The organism is Deferribacter abyssi, assembly GCF_049472655.1.
In the GTDB taxonomy this organism is placed as follows: domain Bacteria; phylum Chrysiogenota; class Deferribacteres; order Deferribacterales; family Deferribacteraceae; genus Deferribacter; species Deferribacter abyssi.
Genome location: NZ_JAQNCS010000009.1, coordinates 1 through 15,723 on the forward strand (window position 1 = coordinate 1; position 15,723 = coordinate 15,723).

The 15,723-nt window shown below is 30.6% G+C and carries 14 protein-coding genes and 1 tRNA gene; 8 read left to right on the forward strand and 7 right to left on the reverse strand.

Annotated features, from left to right (window positions below; translation table 11 throughout):
- On the forward strand, positions 1 to 262 hold a 262-nt coding region (locus tag OWK30_RS06190; RefSeq protein WP_423324628.1), incomplete at its 5' end, for a hypothetical protein.
- Between the two features lie 112 nt (positions 263 to 374).
- Entirely contained in the window at positions 375 to 563 is a 189-nt protein-coding gene (locus tag OWK30_RS06195; RefSeq protein WP_423324630.1) for a helix-turn-helix transcriptional regulator, read from the forward strand.
- 26 nt (positions 564 to 589) lie between these two features.
- Here OWK30_RS06195 and OWK30_RS06200 read toward each other — a convergent pair whose 3' ends face one another.
- A complete protein-coding gene (locus OWK30_RS06200) occupies positions 590 to 1,819 on the reverse strand; it encodes a tyrosine-type recombinase/integrase (RefSeq protein ID WP_423324632.1) in 1,230 nt (409 codons plus the stop codon).
- A 254-nt stretch (positions 1,820 to 2,073) separates the two neighbouring features.
- A tRNA-Leu gene (locus OWK30_RS06205) sits at positions 2,074 to 2,158 on the reverse strand.
- 110 nt (positions 2,159 to 2,268) lie between these two features.
- On the opposite strand from OWK30_RS06205, the gene OWK30_RS06210 reads away from it, so the two are divergent.
- The 5 genes from OWK30_RS06210 to selB are packed head-to-tail and all read left to right on the forward strand — an operon-like array spanning position 2,269 to position 8,119.
- Positions 2,269 to 3,171, forward strand: coding sequence for a chemotaxis protein CheV (locus OWK30_RS06210; protein ID WP_423324634.1), 903 nt, complete (start codon positions 2,269 to 2,271; stop codon positions 3,169 to 3,171).
- Positions 3,168 to 3,935, forward strand: a complete 768-nt coding sequence (gene ybgF / locus OWK30_RS06215) for a tol-pal system protein YbgF (protein ID WP_423324636.1) — start codon at positions 3,168 to 3,170, stop codon at positions 3,933 to 3,935. The genes OWK30_RS06210 and ybgF overlap by 4 nt, the downstream gene beginning before the upstream one ends.
- The gene (locus OWK30_RS06220) at positions 3,928 to 4,911 is read left to right on the forward strand and encodes a LysM peptidoglycan-binding domain-containing protein (RefSeq protein WP_423324638.1); all 984 of its coding nucleotides are present in this window, start codon (positions 3,928 to 3,930) and stop codon (positions 4,909 to 4,911) included. The genes ybgF and OWK30_RS06220 overlap by 8 nt, the downstream gene beginning before the upstream one ends.
- A 20-nt stretch (positions 4,912 to 4,931) precedes the next feature.
- Entirely contained in the window at positions 4,932 to 6,293 is a 1,362-nt protein-coding gene (gene selA, locus OWK30_RS06225; RefSeq protein WP_423324640.1) for an L-seryl-tRNA(Sec) selenium transferase, read from the forward strand.
- A complete protein-coding gene (selB, locus tag OWK30_RS06230; protein WP_423324642.1) occupies positions 6,269 to 8,119 on the forward strand; it encodes a selenocysteine-specific translation elongation factor in 1,851 nt (616 codons plus the stop codon). Before selA ends, selB begins: the two co-directional genes overlap by 25 nt.
- Here the strand turns inward: selB and OWK30_RS06235 are convergent.
- From OWK30_RS06235 to OWK30_RS06250, 4 genes are all read right to left on the reverse strand, one after another.
- Positions 8,106 to 8,456: a hypothetical protein gene (locus tag OWK30_RS06235; protein WP_423324644.1), complete on the reverse strand. Its 351-nt coding sequence runs from the start codon at positions 8,454 to 8,456 to the stop codon at positions 8,106 to 8,108. The two genes, selB and OWK30_RS06235, sit on opposite strands and share 14 nt — an antisense overlap.
- Positions 8,457 to 8,462: 6 nt before the next feature.
- Entirely contained in the window at positions 8,463 to 8,777 is a 315-nt protein-coding gene (locus OWK30_RS06240; protein ID WP_423324646.1) for a hypothetical protein, read from the reverse strand.
- Between the two features lie 21 nt (positions 8,778 to 8,798).
- Entirely contained in the window at positions 8,799 to 10,010 is a 1,212-nt protein-coding gene (locus OWK30_RS06245; protein ID WP_423324648.1) for a porin, read from the reverse strand.
- A 206-nt stretch (positions 10,011 to 10,216) separates the two neighbouring features.
- Entirely contained in the window at positions 10,217 to 11,827 is a 1,611-nt protein-coding gene (locus OWK30_RS06250) for a hypothetical protein (RefSeq protein ID WP_423324650.1), read from the reverse strand.
- A 223-nt stretch (positions 11,828 to 12,050) separates the two neighbouring features.
- Between OWK30_RS06250 and OWK30_RS06255 the strand changes: the two genes are divergently transcribed.
- The gene (locus OWK30_RS06255) at positions 12,051 to 14,006 is read left to right on the forward strand and encodes a flagellin N-terminal helical domain-containing protein (protein WP_423324652.1); all 1,956 of its coding nucleotides are present in this window, start codon (positions 12,051 to 12,053) and stop codon (positions 14,004 to 14,006) included.
- Positions 14,007 to 14,122: 116 nt separating this feature from the next.
- On the opposite strand, the gene OWK30_RS06260 is transcribed toward OWK30_RS06255, so the two are convergent.
- Positions 14,123 to 15,700 (reverse strand): DEAD/DEAH box helicase, encoded by a 1,578-nt coding sequence (locus tag OWK30_RS06260; protein ID WP_423324654.1) that lies wholly within the window; start codon positions 15,698 to 15,700, stop codon positions 14,123 to 14,125.
- Between the last annotated feature and the right edge of the window lie 23 nt (positions 15,701 to 15,723).

The window sequence follows — 15,723 nt, forward strand, 5'->3', positions numbered from 1 at the left end:
TACAAGTTATAAAGATGCATTAAAATTTGATAGGATATTAAAGAGTACAATTTTAAAAAGTAAAAGAAGAACAGAAGATTCGTTTCTATTGAATACTGGGCTAAAAATAACGGAAAAATTTAATGACAATGGTGGTAGTGAAATTTTTTTACCAGAGCATTTAAACATAGATTCTCAAAAGCTAATAACTACTTTTCAAAGTGCTACAATAAATTTTCATTCTGTAAAGCAAGTAGTAATAAACAGTGACTTCAAATTCTAAAAAAATTTCAAAAATTTATGCGAAATATTTAAAAATTACATTGACTCCTTTTTTTATTATTATTGTCCTCTTTTTTTGAAGAGGGGGCGAAAAAGAAAATAAGGAGGGATTTATGGTACAAGACAGGCTTTTAAGATTATCGGAAGTACTTAAGATGATTCCTGTATCAAAGTCCACATGGTATGAGGGTATTAAAAGAGGGATTTTTCCACCGCCTGTGAAGTTCGGACGAAGCAGTTTTTGGAAGTTAAGCGATATTTTGAAACTTATCGAAAATGCAGAATATGCGGCAACAGCTTGATTTGGTTTTTTAAAATACGTATCCGCCTAAGCGGATACGTATTCTGTTTCAATGTTTAAGATAAAACTATTGGAACCTTTTATTCTTTTTAGAAAGGGTTTTTCGGCACTTTTAAGCTCATCCAAATAATCGGCCCAAAACTGCATCATCTCTTTCCTGATTTCAAGATATTCTGCTTTATTATAAGCACGTCTTACCTTATTTTTATCTTCGTGTGCCAATTGTTTTTCTATTACATGAGGTGGCCATCCCATTTCATTCAGCAATGTTGACGCAGTTTGTCTGAAGGAGTGGCTTACTACTTCTTCATTTGTATATTCCATTCGCCGTAAGGCTTGATTTAAGGTATTTTCGCTCATCATTTTACTAAAATTTATAGGAGAGGGAAACACATAGTTGCAGTCACTTGTAATTTTATAAACTTCCTGCAGTATTTCAATTGTCTGATCTGACAATGGGACAATATGCTCTCTTTTATTTTTCATCTTTTCAGCAGGCACAAACCAGAGTTTCTTGTCAATTTCAATATCACACCATTCCAACGACCTAACCATACCTGGTCTCACAAAGGTAGTGACTAAAAACTTTAAGGCAAGTTTTGTAAAATAATGACCTGGATAATTATCAAGATCAATCAAAAATTTTCTCAATTTTTTAGGGGCAATTATAGCAGGATAATTTTTTTCCTCCCTTTTTGGTAATGCAGAATTAATTGAAGTGGTAGGATCAGAGGTTACTATATTTTTAGAAATCGCTATTTCATATACATAATGAATAATTGTTTTAGCTTTTTCCATTGTCACCAGTGCACCTCTGGCTGCAATTTTCTTAAGACAATTTATTATCATTACAGAGGTTATATCTTTGATATCCATATTGCCAATGTATGGCTTAATATCTCTTTCATAAATAGATAATTTGGTTTTTAATGTGGATGGGTTATATTTTGATTTGTTAAGTTCTAACCATTCATTAAATAAGTCCTCAAAAGTGTGTTTTTCTTCTTCAATAGGAAGTCCTTTTTTTAATTTTTCATTTAATTCTTCTGCTTTTTTTCTTGCTTCAGATAAAGTAATATAAGGGTATTCCCCAAGAGATTTAAAAGTATCTTTTCCGTTATTGGTACGATAGCGGAAACGCCAATATTTTTTACCGGTTGGTCTCACTTCCAAAAAAAGTTTTTCACCTGCGTTAATACGGTAACTTCTTTTTCGTGGTTTTGCTGCTTTTAAGGTAGCATCGGTGATTCTTTTCATACTGTCCTCCTTTCATCACTTTTTTCTGCCGCATACAGATGAAAGGAGTGAGTCAATGTAAAATTGGGAATTTTGGATATTTTTTTTAATTGGGTAACGAAGGAACTTAATATTATCGTTACCCAATCTGTTACCCACTTTTTTACTGGTTTCAGATGGATTTTTCTGGACGAATACGGACAGGGGATGCTCTGGAAACCGCTTATTTTAAGGATTTTCTGGATTTTAACGTAAGTTAATGGAATATAAAGGAATGCCGGAGGGGGGACTCGAACCCCCACGGGATTGATTCCCACTGGATTTTGAGTCCAGCGCGTCTACCAGTTCCACCACTCCGGCGTAGGTTAGGTTTTATAATTAACTTTTCATTATTTGTCAAGTTATTAAACTTGAATCTGCAAATATGTTATGCTAACATATTATATCAGTATTTTTTGAAGGTGGCAAAAATGGCACTAAACCATGATATACTATTAGAAGTGGGGACAAACGAATTTGAAGTTGTGGAATTTTTAATCGAAGCTGATAAAAAATATTATTTTGGAATCAATGTTGCAAAAGTACGTGAAATTATAAGATACCCAGATGTGATAAAACTACCTAATGCTCACCCTTCTGTAATAGGTACAGCCAATATAAGAAATAAAGTAATCCCTATAATCAACTTAGCACACTGGTTAAACCTTAAACAAGACTTTAACCCAAAGACTGCTAAAGTTATAATTACTTATTTTAACCATCAATACAACGGATTTGTAGTCGATAATATGAATAGAATTCATCGAGTAACATGGGCCGATATTAAAGATTATTCTACCATAGCAGACTTTAGACTCGCCGATTCTGTTTTAGGCGTGATACAAATTGATAATAGACTTATTCAATTATTAGATTTTGAAAAAATAGCATCTGAAATCAATCCAAACACAAAAATGGAACATATAGAAATTGATCAATCAAAATACAACCTACGCAACAAAAAAACAATTTTTCTTGCAGAAGATTCTATAGTTATCAGACGATTATTAAAAAATTCTCTCCTAGAAGCTGGTTATAATGTTATCGACTTTGAAAATGGTAATAAGCTATTACACGAAATTACAAAAAAATTACCAGATTTAATAATTACTGATCTTGAAATGCCAGAAGCAGACGGTACTTTTATAATAAGAACCATTAGAGAAAAAATGAAACTCAAAGAATTACCAATTATTGTGTTTTCATCTTTAGCAAGTGAAGAAAATGAAAGAAAGGTCCTTAGTATTGGAGCAAACAATTTTATAGGAAAACCTGATCTAGGAATATTAATCACTACAATAGATAAATATTTAATAAAAGAGGGGGACTTATGAGAATTAAAAAGTCATTATTCTTATTTCCTGTAGTTATTTTAACATTCGCATGTGCTCAAAATAATGAAATAATAAAAAAATCAATTTCTAACATCAACGAAGATATAATAACTCTTCAAAAATCCATTGCTGAATTACAACTAAATGTTCAAGAGCTCGACAGGAAAATAAACGTAAATAATGAAAATATCAAAGTAAACTCTCAAGCAATAGAAAAGTTGAAAAATGAATTAAACAACTATAATTATGAACTAGAAAATCTTAAAAAGAAATTGACATTCAACAAACCCCACACACCACAAACACCACCATCATCTTCATCTATTGCTCCTAAACCTCAAGATACATCAGAAATTATAATTATTGAAGATGATACTACTGATAAAACTTCTCTTTATTCTTATGCTTATGAACTTTTTATGAAGGGTAAATATTTCGAAAGTCTTAATAAATTTAACGAGTTTTTAAAGAAATTTCCCAATGATGATTTATCAGATAATGCTCTTTATTGGATTGGCGAAATCTATTATAGCCAAAAAGATTATTTAAAAGCTATTGATACTTTAAAAGAACTCATAAAAAAATATCCTCAAGGTAATAAAGTACCTGATGCTTTTTTAAAACTTGGTTATTCATACCTAGAAATAGGAGATCAAAAAAATGCAATCAATGTGCTCAACACATTGATAAATAATTATCCAGGCACAAGAGCTGCAACTCTTGCAAAACAAAAATTGTCTGAATTAGGAGCATCTTATGATTAAAAAGTTACTAACTACGTTTCTAATTTTAATTCTTTCATTACCATTATTTGCTAAAGAATATATGATTCAAAAGGGTGATACTCTCTGGGATATATCCAAAAAATTTTATAATGACAATTTTAAGTGGCCATTAATTTGGAAATACAATGTCACCATTAATAATCCTGATTTAATATATCCAAAACAAAAAATATACATACCAATTTTAAGTGGTAAATTTGAAAAAATTCTTTTAAACAATAATATAAAACTTACAAAACCTAAACATAAAATATCAGATAAAAACTTATACGATAAATCATTTACAAAAATATTTTATTCTTTAAAAAATATTAAATTAAACGATTTTGAATTTATCTCAAAAAAAATACCTGACTGCCAGATTATTGCAGTGGAAGAAGGTAAATATTATGCCTCAACAGGGAATATTATTCGTGTAAAATCTGATTTAGATTTCAAATTAAATGATAACATTATAATTTACAGAAGCTCTGGTAAATATGAGAATTATGGTTATTTATTAAAAGTTGTTGGATATGGTACTATAAAAACAAAAGAATTTGACGGTACTGCTTTAGTAGTAATTAATAAGTCATTTGAGCCTATAAGTAAAAATTTCCTTTGTGAACATGGTACTGAATTTAAAGCAACAATCCCAAATACTTTTAAGATTATTCAAAGTAACAGTAACGGAAAAGTTATATATTTAACAGACAATATACAATTTGCTGGCCAAGGCAACAGCGCCATTATTTATGAAAAAAATAATACTGCAAAAGTTGGTGACATATATAATATTTTCAAGCAAGTTACTGAAGATAATTACAAAAGAATTATTAAAGCAGGTGAAGCTCAAATTATCTTTAAAAATGGAGATTTTCTTACTACAAAAATTATAAAAAGCAACTTAGAAATAGCCGTTGGAGATATTGCCTCTCTTGGAAAACTAGCAATAAATACTAACGCATTAGAATAAATTAATTAATATAATAGAATATGACTTTATTTAGAGATATACCCAAAAAAGATAAGCTTTTATCATTATTTAATGATGATTATGCAAAAACAATATTAAATTATGCAATTGATCAAGAATTAAACAATCTTAGAAAACTTATTGCTGAGAACAAAATTCATAAAATAGACGAACAATTACTTATTAAAAATATCGAAAAAAGATATAACGAGCTTATAAGTGGCTCACTTAAAAGAGTAGTAAATGCTACAGGAATAGTTCTTCACACAAATCTTGGTAGAGCTCCCCTATCTGAAGATTTTATTCACAATATTAAAGATATTGTTTCAAGATATTCCAATCTTGAATATGACCTTGAAAAAGGAGTGCGAGGTGAAAGATATCATCATGTTGTGGAATATTTAAAGATAATTACAAACTGCGAAGATGCTCTGGTTGTAAACAATAATGCTGCAGCCGTTTTCCTTATAAATAATACTTTCAATAGAGGGAAAAATGTTATCATTTCTCGCGGAGAATTAGTGGAAATTGGAGGCAGTTTCAGAATACCAGAAGTTATTGCAAATAGTGGCGCAATTTTAAAGGAAGTAGGCACAACCAACAAAACAAAAATTAGTGATTATGAAAATGCAATTGATGAAGATACAACAATGATTATAAAAATTCACAAAAGCAATTATGCAATAATAGGTTTTACTGACGAAGTGCCATACAGAGAAATCCCCAAGATTGCTCAAAAATTCGGTCTATTATCTTATTGTGATCTTGGAAGCGGAAGTATTATACCTGGTATTGGTTGTAATGAGCCAACTTTGTCTGAGATTTATAATTATGGCTATGACTTAGTTAGTTGTAGTGGAGATAAACTTTTTGGATCTGTGCAAGCAGGAATTATTATAGGAAAAAAGAAATTAATCGAAAAATTAAAGAAAAATCAGCTTTTGCGAATGCTTCGTGTAGATAAAATTACTTTATCTCTTCTTCAAGAAACTTTAAAGGCTTATTTAACAAATAACTATAATAAAGTAAAATCCGTAAATCTTCTAGGCACCCCTTTATCCGATTTATTAAAAAAAGCAAAAAAGTTAAAAAGAATTCTAAACCGTCATCTATCTGATCATTTTGATTTTGAAATAAGAGAAATTATTAGTTATACAGGCGGCGGTAGCTGTCCTATGCATGAGATTAAATCTTATGCTGTTATTTGCAAGTCCAAAAAAATTGACATGAATAAAATTGAAAATTTTTTACGAAAATACCACATCCCTATCATTGTAAGATTGTTAGATAATAAAGTTATTCTTGACGTTCGCACTATATTTGAAGATGAATTTGTTTTGATTAAGGACGCACTAGTATGGGCTACAAATCAGTTATCGTAGGCACAGCTGGTCACATTGATCACGGCAAGTCATCTATTGTCAAAGCCATAACAGGAACAGACCCAGATAGATTAAAGGAAGAAAAAACTAGAGGGATTACTATAGACCTTGGTTTTGCTCATCTCAAAACTGATGACTTGATAATATCTTTTATCGATGTCCCAGGTCACGAAGCTTTAGTCAAAAATATGATAGCTGGAGCTACTAATTTTAATATCTGTCTCTTAGTAATTGATGCCAAGGAGGGGATCAAGGCTCAAACTATTGAACATTGCAATATAATCGATTACCTAAATGTTGAAAATCTTATAATTGCACTTAATAAAATTGATCTTGTAGACAAATCTACTGTTAGGCATAGAATAGCTGAAATTGAGACATTCCTTACGAATTATAACTTTAAAAATGTTGAAATAGTCCCAACCTCAATCAAACAATTTGATTCAATAAATATTATTAAAAACAAAATTGTAAATTATGCTAAAAAATATGAAGATAACAGATTAGACTTTCCTTTTTTAATGCACATTGATAGAGTTTTTTCTTTAAAAGGTCATGGTACCATTGTTACTGGGACCACAAACTTTGGTAGTTTAAAACAAGGTGAAACAGTCACCATTTTTCCAATAAATTTTCTCTCAAAAGTTAAATCTATTCACAATCACAATGATGTAGTTCCAAACGTTTTACCTAACATGCGTACTGCCCTAAATTTGAGTGATGTAAAAAAATCTGATCTTTCAAGAGGCTACGTTATTCACAAAGGGGATTATTATTCTACTAACATATTTTATGCAAAAATAAAGATCTTTAAAAAGCTTAACTCTGAATTCACCATCAAATCAAACAAAAAATATCTTATTTTTTATGGTACTGACTTTTTTTATGCTAAAATCATTCTTCTTGATAAAAAGGAAATTAAAAACGACGAATCAACTTTTGCTATAATAAAACCTGATAAAGAAATAATCACTTACCCAACTGAAAAAATGTTAATAAGAAGCGGATCTCCGCAAATTACTGTTGCAGGTTTAACAGTATTGTTTTGTGACAAGCTAAATTTACAAAAAAATGACTTACTTACTTTTCTTAAATATATTGATGATAATAACCTCAAATCTGCTCTTGATTTTCTAATTACACAGCAATCTTACTATCCCTTTAAGAACTTACATCAACTTTTTCACATTCCTAAAAAAGAATTTATTCATCTATTAAGTATTTTAAAGTTAAATACATTTTCTAATATAATCTATCCTGAATCGTTATTATCAAATATTATTCAAGAAGCCTTAAACCTGCTTAAAAATAATAATAAGATAGATCTAAATTCAATAAATTCATTCAAAAATTTGCCACAATTATTAAAAGAAAAAATTATTTCAAAACTAAAAACAAACTTAAAAGATGGAAATTATTTTTTTGTAGGCAGTATAGTACAAAAAAAAGAACAATCAGAGTTTGAAAAGCTTGCAGATAATGTCTTATCTTTAATGAAAGAAGATCTTTCTATTACAAATACTGCTAATATTTCTGAAAAATTAAATATAAAAAGACAAAAAGCTGAAAAAATACTTCAGTTTTTGCAAAATCGTGAAAAAATCAAAAAAATTTCTGAAAATATATACATCCCAACATATACACTGGATAAAATTATAACTTCTGCAATCGATCTTGCAAAAAAAGATGGCTATATTGACATAAAAAACATAAAATCTATCCTAAACGCACCAAGAAAAACATTAATCGCAATACTGGATTATCTCGACTCCACCAATCTTTTCACAAAAAAAGAAAACAAACGATATCTGTCTAATTTGAATTAAAACAAATGGTTCCAAAATTAAAATAATCATCATCAAATGTATTTAATAATTTCTCACGATAATTGACACAATACTCATCTAAACTAACCTTAATTTTTGAGATTTCTTGATAATCTAAGTATTTAATGTAATTTGCAACAACTTTATCATTATTTATTATTTGCAACTCAATATACATTCTACCATCTTGAGAAAGATTTTTTAAAATCAAATAATTATCTGTATATTCAAACCTAGTTTTTGGTGTTCTATAAAAATTCTTAACACGGACTACATTGCTATAACTACAACTGAATAAAAATATACTCAAAAGAATTAAAATTATTTCATTCCTCATAAAAATTCATCTCTTTCTACACAAACTAATATATGCATCAATTACTTTATCAATTTTATCACATATTTTAAGATAAATCTTGGATTTTTTATTATAATTTTTATATTTAATTTCGTATGCTTTTTTATTTTTAATTATCTTTAAATCAAACTTCTTAGATTCCCATGGATATACACCCTGGACTGGTTCAAACATACAGTATGTGTTTTTACCTTTTGCAACAAAATAATCACAGTCTCTATAGTAAATAACTTTAAATTCATCAGCATGAATTAAATTAGGTAAAAACAAAAAAAGGGCTGCAATAAGCAGCCCTTTCATTATTTGATACATTATTAACAATTAGAAGTTTGTATAAAGTCTCATAGAAACATGTTTTGCTACATCGTCGCTAATGTTACCATCAAAATCAGGTTTAACTATACCAGCACTAAGTTGTATTGCAGTATTTGTTGCAAATCCATATGTAACACCACCACCTGCAAATGTTAAACTATTCAATGGAGTTACACTGTCTTCTTCTGGAGTTAAGTAACCAGCTTGAACGTAAGCAGTAATGTTTTTCATTGGTTTAAATACTGCATAAAGATCACCACCTAATGAACCAGCATTATCATCAACTGCAAATACGTTTGCACCAGCATAGTCATTAATAATACCAAGAACACCTTTCATACCAGCTATATCTGTTGGTAAGAATGAACCAAAATCTGTTAATTCATATATTTGATTTTCATCAGACTTATCTGTACCTTTTGCATAATATAAATGAGCACCCACTGTAGCCACATCAAGCTTAACTGAAGGATTTACATAAAGCTGTGTACCTACATAGTCTGTATTTGTATTATCATCTTTCCCGAAGAAATAGTCTAATTCGGCATCAATAGCAATTGTACCAACATTAAAATTAGCTTGAACACCAATTGCTTGAGGTTTATCACCATCATAAGCTTTATCATCAATAATTGCATAAAATGCTTTTACAGCATACACATCAGTTTTATAAGCTGCTTGAATACCGTATAAATCTTTATCTTTATCAGCATCATTAGTAGCATAATCATCTGTTTTAGCTCTCTCATCAATTTTTGTATATGCAAGTGTTACTGTTACAGGCAATTTGAGATTCAATAAGAAACCTGTACCTATATGGTCGACAACAATAGCATCACCAAATCCAAAATACTGCTGCCCAAATCTTAACATATACATATCTTTATTAACTTCAACATATGCTTTATCAAGCAATGCATAATTAGTCTGAGTAGCAGAAGTTCTTATTGTATTTTGACCTCTAGCACCCCAAGTATCTTCTGCAAGGTCCATTCTTATATTAACAGAAACATCGTCTGCCACTTTTAATTTAAAACCAACTCTTACTCTCTGATCAAAATATGAATATTTGTCAGAGTCATTATCATTATTATAATCGCTAAAATTCTCCTTGTAAAATCCTCTTACTCTCAACTGACCATACATTTTCAAACGCTCTTCAGCATAAACACTAAATGCAAACAAAAGCACTAACATTGCAACGATAAACTTCTTCATACTTCTTCCTCCTGTAGGTTTTTTATTTTCTAAATTTGTTGTTGCCTAATTTAAATTTCATAAAGATTATAACTTAACTTCTTTAACATCCCTCCCTTCCATATTATTCTTTTTCTATTTATTAACATACTCATACTTAGCTGTCAACTAAATTTATCAATTATCTTTTATTTCCAAAGAGATAATATAATACAAATTTCAAACCATCATTTTATTTCCATATATATAAATTGGCTCCTAGTTTTTGCAAACAACTCTCCACTTTCGTTTCTAAGTAAAATTACATAATCTTTCCCATATTTATGCTTTACATAATAATCTACAATAACTGGTTTAAAAACGTCAGACTCCCATAATTTTCTCAATCTATTATTTTCCCACTTATAAGAAGCAATACTTGAGTCTGTATATACTTTAAAGTTTGGTAAAAATCGTGCAACAGGATTATTTTTTAGAACATAAAGTTTACCATCCTTGTCAAAAAATAATCTACCTTTAAAATATTTTTTATATGATATAGCCTCATCAAAAGTCATTTTATTCTCCATAATATTTGACGCTTCATCTATTTCTTTTTTTAGAAGGAAATAGTAAGGTGTTTCGTTGAAATATTCAGTACTTTCATAAACCTTTTTACCATTTTTATATACTTCCAAATTATAATCATCATTAACATATAAAACTTCATTAAATTTGTCATTATCAATATCTGCATATCCAAAACCATAAATTCCAATTTTATCAGTACCATCAATTCTATCACCTTTAACATAATAATTATTATATACATAAAAATAAATATTTCCTAGAAATAAACCATCTCTACTTACCCTTTGACATACAAGCCTTTTTTCTCCGTTTATTGAAACAGTTCTGAAAATAAAAGGTATGCTTTTCTTTAGTAATTTAAATCTTTTACCACTATATTCATAAATCATGGATTTTAAAGAACCAGTTTTTGTCAAATTTGAAATAAATATTTCATCTTTACCATTTTGGTTTAAATCTATTGTTTCAATTGAAATTATCTCACTAAAGTCACCTTTAATTTTATCTACATATACAAACTGTTTCCCATCAAATTTATAGACATCAACGGAATCATCAGTAGCAACTACAATATAATCATATTTATCTCCGTATACATCACCCACACTCATTACCCTATATTCCTTTTTAATTAAATTACTCATAAGTAAATCAACTGTTTGAAGTCTAGACTTATCTGAAACAAGAAAGGTTTTATTTATATCAGCATAATATTTTTTAGTAATTAATGTATCATTAAGCATAAGCTCATAAGTTATACCACCTTTATCGTCTTGAAAAAACTTTAAATTGTACTCTCCATTATCTGAAACTACAAAATTAGAAGCTTTTGCTAAATCTTCTCTAAGTAATAACTCAAGTCTTCTATCAAAATTATTAAACATCACCTTTAACGTAACAGGCGTGTCTGCAATCACTAGATCACCGTTTTTAATTGAATTTTTACTATCTACTATTTTACCTACTGAATACTTTTCAAACACATCAGTCAATACAATAGAAGCAATATAAGCACGTTTAACACCTAATACTTCACCAGTGATTGGATGTATTATTTTGCTACCTTCACGATAAATTTTCAATTTCTTTCCTTTTACAACATGATATTTGTTACTAATATCAGTATAAACCGTATCACCTTCCACAGCTACCACATACCCTTTTACAGGTGCGAGCAAATCATCTATTTCTCCCACTAATTTTTCAAATCTTGCAAAACTCACTAGGGGAACCAATAAAAATAGAAATATAAAAAATCTTCTTAACATTTTACCACCTCATTTTTTTCAGAATTATTATTAATATTAGATGAATAAAAAAGCAAATAGTTTTGAAAACTTCTCGTGTAGGTGTGAGTGTGGGTGGAAATGTGGGTGATGGGTAAAAATAAAAAAATGGCTAAAATTTACTAAAGTTTTTAAAGTTATTGTCGATTACTTACATGCAGGGATGCGAAAATTTTGACATGGATGTGACCGTGAGGTTGTGTCCATGAAAATAGACTTTATCCCTGCAAATGGCATTTTAAACAGTATCAATTCCTTAACAAATGCAGTAAACAGCTCAGTTGAAAAACTTTCTACTGGCAAAAGAATAAACAATGCAAGTGATTCGCCAGGAGAAATTAGTTTCACAGCGAGATTAAAAGCTGCCATCGACTCTCAAAAAACGCTTTTAAACAATATTCAGGATGGAATCTCACTGTTTCAAACAGCCGATTACTCATTGAGCGGTTCATCAGGACTCCTTGATATTCTAAACACTATTCGTGAAAAAATAGTGCAAGCAGGCAATATCACACTCACATCAAACGACAGAACTATTATACAAAATGAAATCAACAACCTCATTGATGAAATAGACAATATCACCACATCAATAGAATTTAATACAAAAAAGGTGTTAAACGGCGATTATCTTGCCACAGTAACTTCAAGCTCCCCATACATAAATGCCTACCCCCTTGATAAAATGGATACAGTTACTATTGAACTTTCAACCATTACTGGCGCAAGCTACCATAAATACCAAAACAGTGTGCAACCAAACCCCACAGTATCAGCAACAACCGATTACACGGCCACACTAGGTACTTTGGGGACTGTAAGCACTTCCGGTACTGCTTCAGCATCAAATAGTTATGAAATTATATTTCAAGACAACTCATCATTTAATGTATACGATAACAGTACAGGTACTCTCGTCACTTCAAGCACAACTGACACTCCTTTTACTCTCGATGGAGTAACCATCACCATTAGCTCTGGTGGCACTTATTCAGCAAATTATAAAATCTATCTTGATACAACCAGCGGATCTGCCACAGTTTCTTATGCAGAAGGCAACAGAGGAACATCACCAGCTATTTCAAATGCTACATGGTCACCCGATGTTATGTTGAACTCCTATTTTTATATAAAAACAGATTTTGATGGTAGTACATTAAAATATAACGTTTTTGACAAAGACAACAACGCAATGGGTAATTGGACAACCATTGGTTCTCAGTTCACAGCTTTTTCCGATTCAAAACTTGCAGGAAGTACGTTTACCTTCAACGTAACAAATCCCGGTAAAGGCGACATTTGGAAAATAGACTTCGGTTCTTATAATTCTCTTTCAACATCAGGGGGTACTTTTGTAATTGAAGGATTAAATAATTCTATTACTGTAAGTTGGAATGGTAATGATAGATTAAGTGATATTGTAAATAGAATTAATAGTTATAATGATGTAGCATCTGCCACATTAACTACTTCAGGTTCAAATACTTATCTTGTAATAAAATCGCTAGAAAAGGGAAGCGCAGGAAAAATCAGAATATACGATTCATCAGGCAATTTCACATCTACTTTAGGCTTAACAGAGGTATCTAACACAGGAGTTGACGCTTCTTTTACTTATAATGGTAAAATTTATACATCCTCAACCGGTGAATTCAATGGTGTAATTAACAATCTTTTAATAAAAGTAAAAGATGAATCAAATGTAGACAGTGCATTAATTTCAGTAATCAACAAAAGTACCATAATACCATTAAACATCAATGGAACTACTCCATTAGAAGTATATATCAAAAATATGACACCAGAAGCTCTTGGATTAAAGGATGTAAATGGTGATTATGCCATCGACGTTTCCACATCCAGTAGTCGCGAAAAATCATTAAGTCTAATCGATTCTATTATTGAAAAGGTCTCAACTGAGGCTTCAAGAGTGGGAAGTATGGAAAACGTATTGAGCTACCACCTGGATCAGATTACGTCAAATAACACTGCACTTAATTCATCTTACTCAAATCATATGGATACAGATATAGCAGAGGAGCTTGCAAAACTCACTGTAAATCAAATGTTACTTAACAGCGCCACCACAATGCTAACAAAAAGGGAAGAAATTACAATCATGATAATGACACTACTAGGGGTTAATACAAAGACAAGCTAAATGTGGAGATGGGAAAGGAGGGAAATAGAACGTTCCAACGTTGGAACGTTCTAACATTTAAAACTTAGTACTTATCACCCACACTTACACCTACACTTATCACTCTTCACTAGCCACTATTTAGCTTTTGCCAACTCTACCAGTGGTTTTCTACCTCTTCTGTTCTTTTTAAAGATTGATAAAATATATTCTGCTTCTTCAAAAGGCACAGTAATAAATGAAAACTTTTCAAAAACCTTTACGTCCCTAATCTTCTTTAAATCTACCTTGCATTTATCAGCTATAAACTTCTTAATATCAGTTTCATTCATACCGTCCATCCTACCCTTTGCCACAAAAAGTCTGGTTTTTCCTTTTCTATTGACTGATACTTCCTCAATTTCTTTGTAACTTTGAATATCTAAATCATCACTAAACCTATATTTCAACATAGCAGCCACCACAGATTCTGGCGCAAAATTTTGCAATAGCTCTTTGGCAAAAAATTCAAATTCTTTATATTCCCCGTTTTCAATGATTGAAGTAATATCTTGCTTAATCATCTCCTTCTTATTTTGAATCAGTTCATCGATACCGGGCAGTTTTTCCTTTTTTATCTTCGTATTCGATATCCTCATAATATACAATAAATTCTTATACTCCGATGGCGTAACAAAGGTAATAGCCATCCCTTTTTTACCAGCCCTTCCTGTTCTACCAATCCTGTGAACATAGCTTTCGGGATTTTGAGGAAGAGAATAATTAATAACATGGGTAAGATTACCAATATCTATCCCTCTTGCCGCCACATCGGTGGCCACGAGCATATTTACTCTTTTTGTCTTAAACTTATGAAGAATTCTCTCCCTTTGATACTGGGACAAATCACCATGCAATCCTTCGGCATTGTAGCCTCTGTCAATTAACTTGTTTGCCACTTTATCCACATCTACCTTTGTTCTACAAAAAATCAATCCGTAAAATTCCGGATACAAATCCCTTATACGACATAAAGCTTCAAATTTATCTTCCTCATTCACTTCAAAATAAATCTGTTCAGTCAAAGCGGTGGTAAGTTGTTTACTCTCTACTTTGACAACTTCATACCCTTTCATGAAGTTTTTAGCTAAATTCAAAATCTCCTTCGGCATTGTAGCCGAAAAAAGCAATACTCTTCTATTTTCAGGCGTATACCGGAATATTGTTTTTATGTCATCTATAAACCCCATATTCAACATTTCATCAGCTTCATCAAGAATGAAATATTCAATACCAGAAATCTTCAAACTGCCACGTTTCAAATGATCAAGAATTCTGCCCGGTGTTCCAACTACAATATCCACGTTCCCGCTCAATCTTTTTAATTGCAACTCCATAGATTGACCACCATAAACCGGAACAACGGTTATTCTTCTTCTACCTTTTAAAGAATTTATCTCTTCAGCCACCTGATTTGCAAGTTCTCTGGTGGGAGTTAAAATCAAACAACTAATTCCTTCATTCTTTCTGTCAATTTTCTCAATCACAGGAATTCCAAAAGCAGCTGTTTTCCCTGTCCCAGTCTGCGCCTGAGCAACGATATCATTTTCACTATTTAATATTTTTGGTATTACAAGCTTTTGAATATCAGTGGGCTCTTCGAATCCCTTCTTTTTAAGTGCTTCAATAATACTTTTTGATACTCCAAGTTTTTCAAATTCTTTCATACTTTGCATAAATATAACCTTCCTTCTTTTTT